This window comes from Paraplanobispora takensis, from assembly GCF_016863195.1.
GTDB lineage: Bacteria > Actinomycetota > Actinomycetes > Streptosporangiales > Streptosporangiaceae > Planobispora > Planobispora takensis.
Map to the genome: position 1 here is coordinate 165,310 of NZ_BOOK01000031.1, position 15,134 is coordinate 180,443.

13 protein-coding genes are annotated in these 15,134 nt (G+C 71.6%); 4 read left to right on the forward strand and 9 right to left on the reverse strand.

Going from position 1 to position 15,134, the window contains the following annotated elements; all coding sequences use genetic code 11:
* Window positions 1–106 precede the first annotated feature (106 nt).
* On the forward strand, window positions 107–862 hold the full coding sequence (locus Pta02_RS21510; RefSeq protein ID WP_203876680.1) for a hypothetical protein: 756 nt from the start codon (window positions 107–109) through the stop codon (window positions 860–862).
* 176 nt (window positions 863–1,038) lie between these two features.
* Window positions 1,039–2,469, forward strand: coding sequence for an O-antigen ligase family protein (locus Pta02_RS21515; protein WP_239131128.1), 1,431 nt, complete (start codon window positions 1,039–1,041; stop codon window positions 2,467–2,469).
* Here the strand turns inward: Pta02_RS21515 and Pta02_RS21520 are convergent.
* The 6 genes from Pta02_RS21520 to Pta02_RS21545 all read right to left on the reverse strand — a co-directional run bounded on the left by Pta02_RS21520 (window position 2,427) and on the right by Pta02_RS21545 (window position 8,462).
* Window positions 2,427–3,380, reverse strand: coding sequence for a right-handed parallel beta-helix repeat-containing protein (locus Pta02_RS21520; protein WP_203876682.1), 954 nt, complete (start codon window positions 3,378–3,380; stop codon window positions 2,427–2,429). The genes Pta02_RS21515 and Pta02_RS21520 overlap by 43 nt on opposite strands.
* A gap of 4 nt (window positions 3,381–3,384) precedes the next feature.
* A complete protein-coding gene (locus tag Pta02_RS21525; protein ID WP_203876683.1) occupies window positions 3,385–3,939 on the reverse strand; it encodes a dTDP-4-dehydrorhamnose 3,5-epimerase family protein in 555 nt (184 codons plus the stop codon).
* Entirely contained in the window at window positions 3,936–4,781 is an 846-nt protein-coding gene (locus Pta02_RS21530; RefSeq protein WP_203876684.1) for a glycosyltransferase family 2 protein, read from the reverse strand. The genes Pta02_RS21525 and Pta02_RS21530 overlap by 4 nt, the downstream gene beginning before the upstream one ends.
* Window positions 4,778–5,971: a glycosyltransferase family 4 protein gene (locus Pta02_RS21535; protein ID WP_203876685.1), complete on the reverse strand. Its 1,194-nt coding sequence runs from the start codon at window positions 5,969–5,971 to the stop codon at window positions 4,778–4,780. The genes Pta02_RS21530 and Pta02_RS21535 overlap by 4 nt, the downstream gene beginning before the upstream one ends.
* Window positions 5,961–7,280, reverse strand: a complete 1,320-nt coding sequence (locus tag Pta02_RS21540; protein WP_203876686.1) for a nucleotide sugar dehydrogenase — start codon at window positions 7,278–7,280, stop codon at window positions 5,961–5,963. The genes Pta02_RS21535 and Pta02_RS21540 overlap by 11 nt, the downstream gene beginning before the upstream one ends.
* A 258-nt stretch (window positions 7,281–7,538) precedes the next feature.
* On the reverse strand, window positions 7,539–8,462 hold the full coding sequence (locus Pta02_RS21545; protein ID WP_203876687.1) for a glycosyltransferase family 2 protein: 924 nt from the start codon (window positions 8,460–8,462) through the stop codon (window positions 7,539–7,541).
* Between the two features lie 97 nt (window positions 8,463–8,559).
* On the opposite strand from Pta02_RS21545, the gene Pta02_RS21550 reads away from it, so the two are divergent.
* Window positions 8,560–9,366 (forward strand): 2OG-Fe(II) oxygenase, encoded by an 807-nt coding sequence (locus Pta02_RS21550; RefSeq protein WP_203876688.1) that lies wholly within the window; start codon window positions 8,560–8,562, stop codon window positions 9,364–9,366.
* 7 nt (window positions 9,367–9,373) lie between these two features.
* Window positions 9,374–10,615 carry an acyltransferase family protein gene (locus tag Pta02_RS21555; protein WP_203876689.1) on the forward strand — a complete coding sequence of 414 codons (1,242 nt, stop codon included), beginning with the start codon at window positions 9,374–9,376 and terminating at the stop codon, window positions 10,613–10,615.
* A 52-nt stretch (window positions 10,616–10,667) separates the two neighbouring features.
* Here Pta02_RS21555 and Pta02_RS21560 read toward each other — a convergent pair whose 3' ends face one another.
* From Pta02_RS21560 to Pta02_RS21570, 3 genes are all read right to left on the reverse strand, one after another.
* Window positions 10,668–11,624, reverse strand: coding sequence for an NAD-dependent epimerase/dehydratase family protein (locus Pta02_RS21560; protein ID WP_203876690.1), 957 nt, complete (start codon window positions 11,622–11,624; stop codon window positions 10,668–10,670).
* Window positions 11,625–12,156: 532 nt separating this feature from the next.
* Window positions 12,157–13,203 (reverse strand): 2-oxoacid:ferredoxin oxidoreductase subunit beta, encoded by a 1,047-nt coding sequence (locus tag Pta02_RS21565; RefSeq protein WP_203876691.1) that lies wholly within the window; start codon window positions 13,201–13,203, stop codon window positions 12,157–12,159.
* Window positions 13,196–15,043, reverse strand: coding sequence for a 2-oxoacid:acceptor oxidoreductase subunit alpha (locus tag Pta02_RS21570; protein WP_203876692.1), 1,848 nt, complete (start codon window positions 15,041–15,043; stop codon window positions 13,196–13,198). Before Pta02_RS21570 ends, Pta02_RS21565 begins: the two co-directional genes overlap by 8 nt.
* Window positions 15,044–15,134: the final 91 nt, after the last annotated feature.

A 15,134-nucleotide genomic window follows, 5' to 3' on the forward strand; every position in this document is an offset into this window, starting at 1 on the left:
CGGGGGCCGGCCTCCGGCGCGGTCGGGTCAGGGGAAATCGAGCTCCGGCGTAACACAACCACGGAGTCGGAGCGATTGCCAAGGGGAGGCTCGGGGAGGGGCGCTCATGGATTTCTGGCGGACGGCGGTCGTCGTCTTCCGGAGGTGGTACGTCACCTTCCCGGCGTTCCTGGTGGGCCTGGCCGCCGCCTACGGCGCCTACCTGACGGTGCCGACCACCTACACCTCCTACGCGGTCATGGTCGTGACCATCCCGACCACCGGCAACGGCGTCTCCGGCGACCCGGAGCAGCCGTTGCTGTACACCAACCCGCTGGCCAACTTCGACCACGGGCTCAGCATGACCGCCGGCCTGCTGATCCAGGCGCTGAGCGCCCCGGGGGTGGCCGCCGAGATCGGCCTGGACCCCTCGGGCCCGACGGGATACAAGGTGAGCAACGGCGCCAGCAACCCCGAGCTGCTGATCAGCGGCCCCTTCGTGTTCATCGAGGGGGAGAGCACGACGCCGCAGGCCGCGCAGGACGTCATCAGGAAGGTGATGGAGCGGGCGAGGGTCGAGCTGGTCAAGCGGCAGGGCGTCGTGGGGGCGCCGCGGCGCACCTACCTGACCATGACCGACGTGGTGAAGCCGACGCCGCCGGAGGCCAAGCGGGGCAGCAAGCTGCGGGCCGCCGGGGCGACGCTGGCCGTCAGCGCGGTCCTCAGCCTGTGCGCCGCGTTCGCCGCCGAGAGCTTCGCGACCGCCCGTGCGGAGCGGGCCCGCCGCCGCGAGAACGGCGGGGACGGCGGGGACGGCGGGGACGCTGAGGACAGGGCCGCGCCGTCCGGGCCCGCCGCACGCGAGCCGGCCGGGCGGCGCTGACGACGATGGCGACCGGACAGGAGACGACGGGACAGGGGACGACCGGGCCGGGGACGACCGGACGGGGGACGACGCGCGGCCCGGAACCGGCCGTGCCCGGATCGCCCCGGGACGCACGGGAGGCGGTCGTGTCCGGATCGGCCGCCAGGACGGGCCCGGACGCGTGGAGAGCGGCGGTGGAGGCTCCGCGGGAGGGTCCGACGTGGTGGGACCGTCTGGCGGCGCTGGGGCGGCGGGAGCCGTCCTTCCGGCCGCGCGCCGACCCGCTGGCCGAGCCGCGCCTGCGGCAGCGCGCCGACGCCGCCACGCTGGCCGCGCTGTTCGTCGTCGCGCAGCTGGTGATCCCGGCCCGGCTGGTCCTGCGCGGCCTGCCGATCTCCCTGACACCGGCCGACCTGCTGGGCCTGTTCCTCCTGCTGTGCTGGCTGTGCGCGCACTTCACCACCACGCTCGGCGCCGCGAAGGGACGGCTGCCGATCAGGACCGCGCTGTTCGTCTACGGCGTCGGGCACCTGATCATCTACGGCTACACCACGCTGTCGTACCTGCCCAAGGACGAGCTCAACCTGGCCGACCACTCCGCGGTGCTGATCGCCGCCAACCTGGGGGTGGCGCTGGCGGTTTGCGACGGGGTCCGCGGCCGCGAGCGCCTGGACCTGGTGCTCAAGACCGTGGTGGTCTCCGGGGCGGTCATCTCCGTGATCGGGGGCCTGCAGTTCGTCTTCGGCCTCGACCTGACCCAGTACATGGCCCTGCCCGGCCTGCGTCCCACCGGCGTCGAGGGGGTCGAGGCGGTGATCGGCAGGTCCGACTTCAACCGGGTGGCCTCGACGATGGGGCACCCCATCGAGTTCGGCGTCGTGTGCTCGATGCTCCTGCCCATCGCCGCGCACTACGGCTTCCACGCCCGCGACCGGGGACAGCCCGCGGGGCGCTGGTGGCTGTGCACCGGGCTGATCGCCGGCGGCCTGATGTTCTCGGTGTCGCGCTCGGCGGTGCTGGGCGTGGCGAGCGTGGCGCTGGTGCTGTTCCTCGGCTGGCCGCACCGGCGGCGCCTGCAGGCGATGGCGGCCACCGTGGTCTTCCTCGCCGGGATCAAGGTCCTGGTCCCCGGCCTGCTCGGCACGCTGTTCAACCTGTTCGCCACCATCGGCTCCGACGACAGCGTCCGCTTCCGCACCCACGACTACTCCTGGGCGCTGGCCGAGATCGGCAGACGCCCGCTGCTGGGCCGCGGGGTCGGCACCTGGTACGCGCCCAAGCACCAGGTCTTCGACAACCAGTACCTCCTGACGCTGGTGGAGGCCGGAGCCCTCGGCCTGGCGCTGTTCGTCGGCATCGCGTCGTGCGGCATGGCCGTGGCGCTCATGATCCGCGCCCGCAGCACGGACGCCCGCGACCGCAACCTCGCCCTGACGCTGACCGGCTGCCTATTGGTCCCCCTGGTCTGCGCGGCGACGTTCGACCTGCTGTCCTATCCGGGGGTCACCGCCCTGATGTTCCTGCTCGTCGGCGTGGTGGGCGCACTGCTGCGGGCGACCCGGGACGAGCCCCCGCCCGCTCCTCAGCCGCAGGGCAGGGGCGCCACCGTCGAGGTGATGCGGTAGTCCTCGTCGATGGTGACGAGCTTGTTGCCGGAGAAGTCCACGCCGGCGCAGTCGACCACCAGCGGGCCGTACTCCCAGGACTCGTCCACCACGCTGTTGTCCCGCATGACCTTCTTCCCGCGCGCGTGCAGCAGGCGCATGCTGTAGGTGCCGCCCATCACCAGGTTCTCGGTCACCTCCACGTCCACCGTGCCGGTGTCGACCAGGAAGATCGGCGAGGTGACGTTCTCGGCCTGCCGCTGGTCGAAGGTGTTGTGGTGGACCACCAGTCCCTTGCCCGCGCCGATGGTCTGGACGCCGTCGCCGTGGTCGCCGGGGTTGGAGCACAGCAGCACGTAGGAGTCCTCGATGCGCACGTCGTCACCGGAGACGCTGAAGCCGTCGCCGTGACCGCGGACGTGCACGCGCTCGGCGGTGAAGTTCGTCGTCTGGATGCCGGGGGCGGTCAGGCAGCCCTTCTCGGGACCGACGACGGAGTCGGTGATGGTGAAGGAGTAGCCCTGGCCGTCGTACCAGTCCTGCACGCCGCCGTCGATCCGGCTGTTCCTGATGACGACGTCGTCGGCGGTGATCAGCAGGTCGCCGGGGATGTGCACGCCGTCCAGGACCCTTCCGTCCTTGGTCACGCGGTACGCGCTGTGGAAGTTCGGCTTCAGCCTGCGCAGCTCGGTGCCGGGCGGCACGCCCGTGCACGCCGGGGTGGGATGGTTCGGGCAGCCCTCCGGGCCGGTGGCGGCCGTCCGCGCCGGCGAGGGGGGCGCGGACGGCGTGCCCTGTGCCGCCGTTCCCCGGGTCCCCGCGGGCGTCGGGGACGGCCCCCCGGCCCGTTCGGAGGCGGGCGGACTGCAGGCCGCCAGCGGCAGGACCAGGCACAGCAGGAGGGCGGCCACGAGAGGTGGCAGGTGTCGCATCGGGTCATCCCGTCGTACGGAGCCGCTCGCGGAGCTGCGCCCACGATCCGGCGGCCAGGTCGCGCTCGCTGATCGCGGACACCGGCAGCGGCCAGTCGATCTTGAGTTCGGGGTCGTCGTAACGGACGGACAGGTCCTCGGCGGGGTCGTGCTCCCGGTCGATGCGGTAGCAGACGTCGGTCTGCCCGGTCAGGGCCTGGAACCCGTGCAGCAGTCCCGGCGGGACGTAGAGGGTCAGGAAGTCGGTGTCGTCGAGCACCACGGACATCCGCCGCCCGAACGTGGGCGAGTGCGGCCGGGCGTCGACGAGCACGTCGTGCACCGCCCCCCGCGCGCACCTGACCAGCTTGGCCTCCCCCCGTCCCGACCGGCCGTGCATGCCGCGGACGGTGCCCTGGCGGGAGCGCGACTGGCTGTCCTGGATGAACAGGGAGGCGTCCAGCCCGTGCTCCGCCGCGACCGCCGCGTCGAAGGTCCGGGTGAACAGGCCGCGGTCGTCCCGGTGCGGGGCCGGCACGAACAGCAGCACTCCCTCGATCGCGGCCCGTTCGACTCTCATCTCGTGATCCCGTCCGTTCTGCTGCTCGAATCCGTCGACCACGCCACGGGCGCCCCGCGGGAGCCGCGCGCCAGCGCCCGGTCGGCGACCTGGACGGCCAGATAGCAGGCCGCGTCCAGGGGGCTGACCGACCGCCCGGCCAGCAGCGCGACCAGCGGCCGCAACCCCAGCCTGCTCTGCGCGGGCCGGCCGAGCGCGTCCAGCTGCCGGTTGCCGAGCCGTACCCGGACCCGGCGGCGCAGGTGCGCGCGGACGGTCCGCGCCGGCCGGACCACCGAGCGGGCCTCGGGGACCGCCCGCCGCTCGCCGGGCGCGAAGTTCCTGTGCACCCATTCGTCATCGCACACCACGTCGGGAAGTGGGAAGACCCTGGCGTGCCCGGCCTCGGCGAGCGCGTAGACGCCCACGCCGGCCAGCACCCGGTGCGGCCCCATCATGCGGTCGTGCACCCGGTGGACCCGCCGGGCGGTACGGCCGGCGCCGCGCAGGTCCCACTCCGGGACGGGGGCGCAGGCCAGCACGCCGGGCCGGTCGAGCGCCGCGACCAGCGCGCGGGCCGACTCCGCCGACAGCCCGACGTCCGCGTCGAGATAGATCCGGGGGAAGACGCGGCACCGCGCGTCGCCCAGCCGCAGGGCGCCGACCTTGCCGGGCAGCGGCGTCTCGACCACCCGCACCCCCGCCGAGCGCGCCACCTGCGCGGTGCGGTCGGTGCACGCGTTGGCCACGACGACGACGTCGAACTCGCCCGGGGCCGTCCCGGCCAGCAGCCCGTCCAGGCACTGCGGCAGCACGGACTCCTCGTCGTGCGCGGGGATCACCACGGAGGCCAGTGGCGTCATCGGCGGCTCCGGGCGGCGTACGCCGCCTCGTACGCGGCCAGCAGGGCCTTCTTCGAGTGCTCCCACGACAGCGGGCCGGCGACCCGCTCGCGGCCGATCTCGCCCATCCTGCGGCGCTCGGCCGGGTCGTCGAGCAGCCGGGCGATCAGCTTGGCGAACTCCGAGACGTCGTTGGCCGGAGCGTACAGGGCGGCCTCCCCGGCCGAGACCCTGGCCTCGCGCAGCTCGAAGGAGACGATCGGCCGGGCCATCGCCATGTACTCCATGACCTTGTTCATCGTGGAGACGTCGTTGAGGGGGTTGAGCGGGTCCGGCGACAGGCAGACGTCGGCGGTGGACAGATAGCGCAGCAGGTCGGCGTCCGGGATCCGGCCGGTGAACTCGACGCGGTCGGCCAGCCCGAGCTCCCGCGAGAGCGCCACCATGGCCTCGAAGGTGTCGCCGCCGCCGACGAACACGGCGTGCCAGTCCGTCCGGCCCAGCTCGTCGCGGAGTCGGGCCAGGGCCCGCAGCGCGTAGTCCACGCCGTCCTGCGGCCCCATCACGCCCAGGTAGCACAACAGATGGGGCCTGCCCTTTCTGACGGCCTCGTCGGGGGGCACCCGGTGGAAGCGTTCGACCCGGGGCGCGCTGCGCACCACGAACACCTCCTCCGGACGCTTGCCGCCCCTGGTGACCGCGACCTCGCGGTAGCTCTCGTTGGTGGCGATGACGACGTCGGCGGCCCGGTAGGTGCGCCGCTCCAGGGAGCACACGGCGCGGTAGAGGAGGTCCTCGCCGCGGCCGAACCTGGACAGGTAGAGCTCGGGCACCAGGTCGTGCTGGTCGAAGACGAACCTGGCGCCGCGGCGCTTGAGGGCCTTGGCCACGAGATAGAACAGGTCCGGCGGGTTGCAGGCGTGCACCACGTCGACCCGGCCGATCCTGCGGGCCAGGCGGAAGGTGTGCCAGAGCGCCGTGCCGTACTCCCGCAGATAGCCGAGCGGGCCGCCGGTGGCCGCCCGCAGCCGGTAGCGGTGGATCCTGACGCCGTCGATCACCGCCTCGGGCTCGGTGTCCTGCGTGGCGCCCCGCGGGCAGATGACGTGGACCTCCCAGCCGGCCTCGCGCAGGGCGAGGCTCTCCTGCCACACGCGCCGGTCCATGGGGACCGAGAGGTTCTCGACGAGGATGAGCGCTCTACCAGCCAAGGCCCACATACCCGGGGTGCGCCCGGCGCTCTTCGGCGTCGGGGAGACGGACGAGGTCGACGACGGGGCGGTCCCCGCCGGCGGCGAGTGCCGCCTGGACGGCGGGCTCCCTGCTGCCGACGACGCACACCTCGGCGTGCGCGAGGACCTCCTCGGCGGAGTCGGTCAGCAGGTCGCCGAGGTGGGGCAACCGGTCGGCGATGTACTCCCGGTTGGCCCCCATCAGGCGGGACATCGAGACGTTCGCGTCGTAGATGCGCAGGTTGTAGCCCTTGCCGATGAGGCGCTCGGCCAGCTCGACCAGCGGGCTCTCGCGCAGGTCGTCGGTGCCCGGCTTGAAGGACAGCCCGAACAGCCCGATCTTGCGCAGTCCGCTCGCGGTGACCAGGTCGAAGGCCCGCTGCAGGTGGTCGTCGTTGGAGGGCAGGATGTGCGACAGCAGCGGCACCGAGACGTCGGCGCGCCGGGCCGCGTAGACCAGGCCCCGCAGGTCCTTGGGCAGGCACGAGCCGCCGAACGCGAAGCCGGGGCGCAGATAGGCCGGGCTGACGTTCAGCTTGCGGTCGGCCAGGAAGACGTCCATCACGCGGTGCGAGTCGAGCCCGAGGGCCTGGCAGATCGCGCCCAGCTCGTTGGCGAAGGCGATCTTCAGTCCGTGGAAGGAGTTGTCGGCATATTTGGTCATCTCGGCCACCGCGATCGGCACCCGGAAGACCTCACCGGGCAGTCCCTCGTAGAGCGCGGCCACCGCGTCCTCGCTGGCCGGGTCGGAGGCGCCGATGACCGTCTTGGGCGGTTCGAAGAAGTCCCGCACGCTCGTGCCCTCGCGCAGGAACTCCGGGTTGACGGCCACGCCGAAGCCGGTCCCGGCGGTCAGCCCGGAGGAGCGCTCCAAAATCGGGATGAGCAGGTCGGCGCAGGTTCCCGGCAGCATCGTGCTGCGGAAGACGATCGTGTGCCGGCGGCCGGGGCGCCCGGCGACGGCCCGGCCGATCTCCTCGGCGACCCGTTCCAGATAGACCGTGGACAGGCTGCCGTTCGGGGCCGAGGGGGTCCCGACGCAGACCAGCGAGACGTCCGTTCCGGCGACGGCCTCCGCGGCGTCGCAGGTGGCGCGCAGCGCGCCCGAGCGCACCACCTCCGCGGTGAGCTCGCCGATCCGTTCCTCGACGACCGGGGCCCGGCCGGAGTTGATCAGGTCGACCTTCGTCGGGTTGACGTCGACGCCGACGACCTCATGTCCCCGTACGGCCAGGCAGGCGGCGGAGACGCATCCGACATAGCCCAGCCCGAAGACACTTATCTTCATGTGCACTGCCCTTCGCCGCGTCACCCACCCGTTGATCGCGCGGAGCCGTGGAGCGATATGTCGTGGCCCGCTTCACACCGCTTGTATGTCGGTAAGTACCACTTGAGTGTTACATCCGAGTTGAGAGTTACGCCCGCAAAATCCGGCCTTTCTATTTCGAATAGGATGTGATAGTCAGTCCGGCGAGAATGCGATATTCGGCTCGCCGAGAATAAGAGATTCGGCTCAGCGGATGACCGATTCGGCGCATGGGGACGGTCAGCCCGGCAGGCTCTGCATCCGGCGCGACGGCCTCATCAGCGCGATCACCGCGGCGCGCGACGTGCGGCGCCCGGCGAGCGCGCGCAGCGTCTCGCCCAGCGTCACCGCGGCGTGGTAGGCGAGGGCCGCCACCGGGCCCCGGCGGCGGCGGAACAGCAGGACCTTGTTCACCGCGAGCAGCGAGGCGAGCATGGGGTTGACCTTCGCGTCCCCGCCGATGTGCTCGACCACCGCGGCCGGTTCGTACCACAGCGTCCAGCCCCGGTCGGCGGCGCGCAGCGCGAACTCGGTCTCCTCGCTGTAGAGCAGGAACGACTCGTCCCACGGGCCGACCTCGCGCAGCGCCGCCGCGGAGACGAGCATGGCCGCGCCGGTCGACCAGTCCGCCGGGCCGGGGCGCTCGTACCGCAGCGGATCGGTGATCACCTCTCCGAGCGTGCCGATCCGCCCGGCCAGCCGCCCGCCGATCAGCGCCTCGGCGACCGCTCCGCGCACGCTCGGCGCCCGGCGCAGGGACGGGTGCACGTGGCCGCCGGGATCGACGATGCGGGGCGCCGCGATGCCGCGTCCCGGCGCTCTGAGGGCATCGGAGAGCGGGGCGAGCGCGCCGGGCCGCAGCCGGCAGTCTGGGTTGAGGATCAGCACCGCGTCGAGCGCCTCCAGCTCCAGCGTCCGGGTCCCCGCGTTGATCGCGGCGGCGTAACCGCCGTTCCTGCCGGTCCGGACGACCCTGATCGGCAGTTCGGACCGCTCGGCGATGGCGGCCGATTCGTCCCGTGAGGCGTTGTCCGCCACCACGACCTCGGCCAAATGCGTGCCCCGCGCGCCTTCGGCCAGAGAGGCCAGGCAACCGGGGAGCACTTTCGCGCTGTTGTACGTGACGATCACGATCGCGATCCGTGCGGGGTGGGATATCGCCATGACGCGGAGTATTCACCCGAATAGGGGTGTAACGAAAGGGTTTCGATACGACGATGAGAAAACGGAGAAACCCGGACAGGACGGATGGAGAATCGCCGTGCAGGACGTCAAGGAATTCACTTTCCGCCGAGAAGACCTGCTCCCCCTCGCGGACCGTCTGCGCCCGCAGTTCCAGCAGGCCTCGCCGTTCCGGCACGTCGTCATCGACGACTTCCTGCCCCCGGGCGTCCTCGACCCGGTGCTCGCGGAGTTCCCCGAGCCCCGGGACGTCGAGTGGCAGCAGTTCGACAGCGCCAAGGAGGTGAAGCTGGCGCTGGCCGACACCGAGCGGATGGGCCCGGCCACCCGGCACCTGCTGGCCGAGTTCAACGGGCAGGTCTTCGTCGACTTCTTGGAACGTTTGACAGGCATCGAGCAGCTCGTCTCCGACCCGCACTACGAGGGCGGCGGGCTGCACCAGATCCGCCCGGGCGGCTTCCTGAAGGTGCACGTGGACTTCAACCGGCACCGCCGGCTCAACCTCGACCGCCGCCTCAACGGGCTGCTCTACCTCAACAAGGACTGGGAGGAGGGCTACGGCGGCCACCTGCAGCTGTGGAACAAGGACATGAGCAAGTGCGAGCACGCCATCCTGCCGGTCTTCAACAGGTTCGTGCTGTTCGCCACCACCGACGACGCCAACCACGGCCACCCCGACCCGCTGACCTGCCCCGAGGACCGCGCCCGCCGTTCGATGGCGCTGTACTACTACTCCAACGGCCGCCCGGCCGAGGAGATCACCGACGACCACACCACCGTCTTCAAGCAGCGGCCCGGGGAGTCCTGGAAGAGCAACCTCCGGCAGGTCGCCAAGCGCTGGACGCCGCCCGCCCTGCTGGATCTGGCCTCCCGGCGCAAGGACTAGGCAGCCGGTGGTGGGGGAGCCCCGGCTGAGACTGACCTACCTCGACGGCATCCGGGCGGTCGCCGCGATGTTCGTCGCGCTCCACCACATCTGGCTCGGCGTCTGGGACGACTTCCCGTCCAACGCCGGCCCGTGGTGGACCGGCTGGCTGCTGTACGGCCACATCGCCGTGGCCGTCTTCATCGTGCTGTCGGGCTTCTCACTGGCGATCGAGCCGGTCAGGAACGAGGGCAGGCTGCGCGGCGGGAACCGGAGGTTCTTCCGGCGCCGGGCCTGGCGCATCCTGCCCGCCTACTGGGCGGCCCTGGCCGTCTCGATCATGCTGATCGCGGTCAGGCGGTACGAGCTGCTGGGCCCGGACGGGACGGTGGTCGGCCACCAGCCCGTCACCGCCAAGTCCGTCGTCGTGCACGGGCTGCTGCTGCAGGACGTCATCGGCAGCCCGTCGCCCAACGGCGCCTTCTGGTCGATCGCCGTCGAGTGGCAGATCTACTTCCTGTTCCCCCTGCTGCTGTGGTGGCAGCGCCGCTTCTCGGCCCGGACGCTGGTCCTCGCCGTCCTCGCCGTCGTGATCGTCAGCCAGTACCTGTCGCTGGCCTTCGACGTGCTGTCCCCGATCCAGGGCCTGACCCCGCAGTTCCTGGCCCTGTTCGTGTTCGGCATGGTCGCGGCCAACGTGCTGACCGGCCCGCCCCGGCCCCGGCGGTGGGCCTCGGCCGGGGCGGCGGTGGGAACGGCGCTCCTGGTGGCCTGCGCCTGGGCCGCCGGGTCGCCGGCCATGGTGGAGAACTTCTTCTGGGTGGACCTGGCGGCGGGGGTGTGCACGGCGCTGCTGCTGGCCGGGCTGGTGCACGCGCGCTCCAGCCGCCTGCGGTCGTTGTTCGAGACCCGGTTCCTGCGCTGGACCGGCCGCTTCTCCTACAGCATCTACCTGGTGCACTCACCGATCCTGCTGACCCTGTGGTACTTCGCGGTGGTGCCGATGCGGCTGGAGCCGGTGCCCCGCTTCCTGGTCATGCTGGCCCTCGGCATGCCCGCCGTGATCTTCGGATCCTGGCTGTTCTCGCGCCTGTTCGAGGAGCCCTTCCTGCGTCACCGCAGCTGGGCGGGGCTGCGCGAGGCGTTCGCGGCCAGGGGCGCGGCTCTGCGGTCCCGGCTCGCGAGGATGCGGCCCGCCGGGACGGGGGCCCGGGCGCCCGAGACGGGGACGCCCGGACCCGAGGTGTCGCTGGTGCCGGAGGAGCGTTAGCGGCCGGCGCATCAGGCGACGGCCCCAGCGGCCGGCGTACCGGACGGCGGCCTCAGCGGTCGGCGTACCAGGCGACGGTCCGCTTCAGGCCCTCCTCCAGGCCGACCTCCGGCCGCCAGCCGAGCACCTCGGCGGCGGGGCCGGGATCCGCGGTCTGCCGGACGTCCATGGGACGGTCGGAGACGCTGCCGAACCGGGGCCGAGCCGGCCCGCCGACGATGCTGAACAGGAGCTCGACGGTGTCCCTGACGGAGGTGCCGACGCCGGTGCCGATGTCGAAGCACCGCCCGACGGCCCGGTCGGTCTCGTAGGCCGCGACGAAGGCGTTGACCACGTCCCCGACGTAGACCCAGTCGGCGAGCTTGGCGCCGCTGGTGAGTGCGGGCTCCTCGCCGCGCAGCAGCGAGAGCGTCACGTACGGCACCAGCTTGGTGGTGTCGCGCTGGCCGGGGCCGTACACCATCGTGGGACGCAGTATGGTGTATGGCACGCTCCACAGGCGGTGGAACAGCTCGGCGTATCCGCTCGCCGCCCACTTCGCCATGGCGTACGGCGAGGGCGCCGGCGTGTGGTCGTTCCCGGGCCGGGGCTCCTCCGACGATCCGGTGAGCAGCATCCTGACGTCCGGCGCCCCGCTGGCGGCGCTCAGCAGGTTGACCGTGGTCGTCAGGTTGTTCTCCATCGTGAGCAGGACGGTCTCGACGTTCCGGGCGCCGTTCACCTCGCTGGCCAGGTGGACCACCACGTCGGGGCGGGCGGAGTCGAAGAGCCCGGCGGTCGCCCGCGGGTCGCGCAGGTCGGCCACGTGCCAGACCTCGCCGTACTCGGCGTCCCTGGGACGACGGCTGACCGCGTGCACCTCGGCGCCCATCCCGGTCAGCCGCCTGACCAGGTGGGATCCGATGAATCCGGTGGCGCCCGTCACCAGGGCCCGGCTTCCCCTCCATCGCGACGGAGGTCGTTCACCGAACGGCGGGCCGTCCGGCCTCTTGCCTTCCATGGGGACCATAGGGATTTCCTTCTACTCGTAACGGGGAGACGCGCGGAGAAGGAAATCGCGGGGGAGGGCCCCGCGGGGGGCGGGAGAGATGATGGCCGTCGTCGGCGCGCCTTCGTCGGCGGGCGCGGCGGGAGGCTCCGGGCCGCCCCGCGGGCATCCGGCGGGCGCGGGCGCCCCGCCGCGGGAGGGGGTCGCGGCGGGGCCGCACTCCCCGGAGCGTCCGGGACGGTCTCGCGTGGAGCCGTGCGGAGCCCCGGGAGGCCGTGGCGCGGCGCGCCAGACCGGGGGTCCGGCGCTGGTGGCCGTTGCAGAGGGCCGTGTCACCCGGCTCGGCGGGAGCCTGCTCGCCTCCGGCGTACCCGGCCGCGGAGACCGCGGGGGCGGGAGGGGAGAGCACCGCCGACGGCAGCCCCGTAACCGCCGTGACGATCAGGATCATCAGGGCGAGGCCGTGGAGCAGTGCGCGGGGGGACATGACGATGTCTCCGCATCAGGTCGACTGCTGCCGGCTGCTGCGGAGACGAAGTGCGGAGTCCCGGACTCAGCCGATTCGCCAAGTGTCTCCGGCAAGGAGCAGATTGTCCAGATCGCCGGGACCGCGCTGGGCGACGGCCTCCTCCAGCTGCGCCGCCATCTGCTCGTCGTAGGACGGGCGGCCGACGCTGCGGAAGATCCCGATCGGGACGTGCTCGAAGGCGGGCTCGTCCAGCCGGGACAGGGCGAAGGCCAGCGACGGGTCGGCGCGGTGCGCGTCGTGGACGAGGATCTCCTCCTCGGCCACCGACGCCCGGTCGACGACCTCGATGCCGCCGTCGGCCGCCCGCCGTACCGCCTTGGAGGCCGAGACGATCGGCCGGCCGTGCTCCAGGCGCAGCGTGATGTCGTCGCGCTGCTCGGGGTCCTTGAGCTGGTCGAAGGCGCCGTCGTTGAAGATGTTGCAGTTCTGGTAGATCTCCACCAGAGAGGTGCCGTTGTGCTCGGCGGCCTCGCGCAGCACCGACTGCAGGTGCTTGCGGTCGGAGTCGATGGTCCGGGCGACGAAGGAGGCCTCGGCGCCGATCGCCAGCGAGATCGGGTTGAACGGCTTGTCGAGCGAGCCCATCGGGGTGGACTTCGTGATCTTGCCGACCTCGGAGGTCGGGGAGTACTGGCCCTTGGTCAGACCGTAGATCCTGTTGTTGAACAGCAGGATGTTCAGGTTGACGTTGCGGCGCAGCGCGTGGATCAGGTGGTTGCCGCCGATGGACAGCGAGTCGCCGTCACCGGTGATCACCCACACGCTCAGGTCGGGGCGCGAGGCGGCCAGGCCGGTGGCGATCGCCGGGGCGCGGCCGTGGATCGAGTGGAACCCGTAGGTGTTCATGTAGTACGGGAACCGGGAGGAGCAGCCGATGCCCGAGACGAACACCATGTTCTCGCGCTTGAGGCCGAGCTCCGGCACGAAGGACTGCACCGCGGCCAGGATCGCGTAGTCGCCGCAACCCGGGCACCAGCGCACCTCCTGGTCGGACTTGTAGTCCTTCATGCCCTGCTTGGCGTCGGACTTGGGGACCAGGGACAGGCCCCGGCCGTTCAGAAGCTCACTCACTGTCGATCACGTCCTGGATCACGCCGGCCAGCTCCTCGGCCTTGAACGGAAGCCCGCGCACGCGGTTGTAGCTGATGATGTCGACCAGGAACCGGGCGCGCAGCAGCAGCGCGAGCTGGCCGAGGTTGATCTCCGGGAGCAGCACCTTGTCGTAGGACTTCAGCACCTCGCCGGTGTTGGCGGGCAGCGGGTTGAGGTGCCGCAGGTGCGCCTGGGCGACCTTCCCGCCGGCCTTGCGGATGCGCCGTACGGCCGCCGCGATCGGGCCGTAGGTCGAGCCCCAGCCCAGCACGAGCACGCGCGCGTCGCCGTCGGGGTCGTCGATCTCCAGCGCCGGGATGTCCTTGGCGATCCCGTCGATCTTGGCCTGGCGGAGCCGGACCATGCGGTCGTGGTTGTCGGGGTCGTAGGAGATGTTGCCGGTGCCGTCGGCCTTCTCGATGCCGCCGATGCGGTGCTCCAGCCCCGCGGTGCCCGGGATCGCCCACGGGCGGGCCAGGGTCTCGGGGTCGCGCTTGAACGGCAGGAACGTCTCGCCCTCGTCCGGCGCGGTGGCGAACGCGGTGGAGATGTCCGGCAGCTCGGCGGCGCTGGGCACCTTCCACGGCTCGGAGCCGTTGGCGAGATAGCCGTCCGACAGGAGCATGACCGGCGTGCGGTACTTCACCGCCAGGCGGGCGGCCTCGATGGCCGCGTCGAAGCAGTCGCTGGGCGACATCGGGGCGACGACGGGCAGCGGCGACTCGCCGTTGCGGCCGTACATCGCCATCAGCAGGTCGGTCTGCTCGGTCTTGGTCGGCATGCCCGTCGAGGGGCCCGCGCGCTGCACGTCGACCACGATCAGCGGCAGCTCCGTGGTGACCGCCAGGCCGACCGTCTCGGCCTTCAGCGCCACGCCGGGGCCGGAGGTCGTGGTGACGCCAAGTGCCCCGCCGAAGGAGGCGCCGAGCGCCGCGCCGACGCCGGCGATCTCGTCCTCGGCCTGGAAGGTGCGGATGCCGAAGCGCTTGTGCTTGGACAGCTCGTGCAGGATGTCGCTGGCCGGGGTGATCGGGTAGGACCCGAGGAACAGCGGCAGCTTCGCCTGCACGGAGGCGGCGATCAGGCCGTAGGCGAGGGCCTGGTTGCCGGAGATGTTGCGGTAGACGCCCGCGGGCAGCGGGGCCGGCTTGACCTCGTAGGAGACCGAGAAGGACTCGGTGGTCTCGCCGTAGTTCCAGCCCGCGGTGAAGGCCGCGATGTTCGCCTTGGCGATGTCGGGCTTCTTGGCGAACTTGGTCTCCAGGAACGAGATCGTCGCCTCGGTGGGCCGGTGGTAGAGCCAGCTCAGCAGCCCGAGGGCGAACATGTTCTTGGAGCGCTCGGCGTCCTTCTTGGACAGGTCGAAGCCCTCCAGGGCCTTGACCGTCAGCGAGGTCAGCGGCACCGGGTGGACCCGCCACTCCGCCAGGGAGTCGTCCTCCAGCGGGTTGGCGTCGTAGCCCACCTTCTGCAGGTTGCGCTTGGTGAACTCGTCGGTGTTGGCGATGATGTCGGCCCCGCGCGGCAGGTCGCCCAGGTTGGCCTTCAGGGCGGCGGGGTTCATCGCGACCAGGACGTTGGGGGCGTCGCCGGGGGTGAGGATGTCGTGGTCGGCGAAGTGCAGCTGGAAACTCGACACGCCCGGCAGGGTGCCTGCGGGGGCGCGGATCTCGGCCGGGAAGTTGGGGAGCGTGGACAGGTCGTTGCCGAACTCCGCGGTTCCCGCCGTGAAGCGATCACCCGTCAGCTGCATGCCGTCACCGGAGTCGCCGGCGAAACGAATGATCACGCGGTCGAGTTGCTGAACCTGCTTGGTCACAGCTCAGTCCTCCTCGACGCGCCAGGGCGCCGTTATCGGTGGCACGTTCTTCATTTCCATGCTAGATCCCTCGGGGTCACGCGTTGGTCTT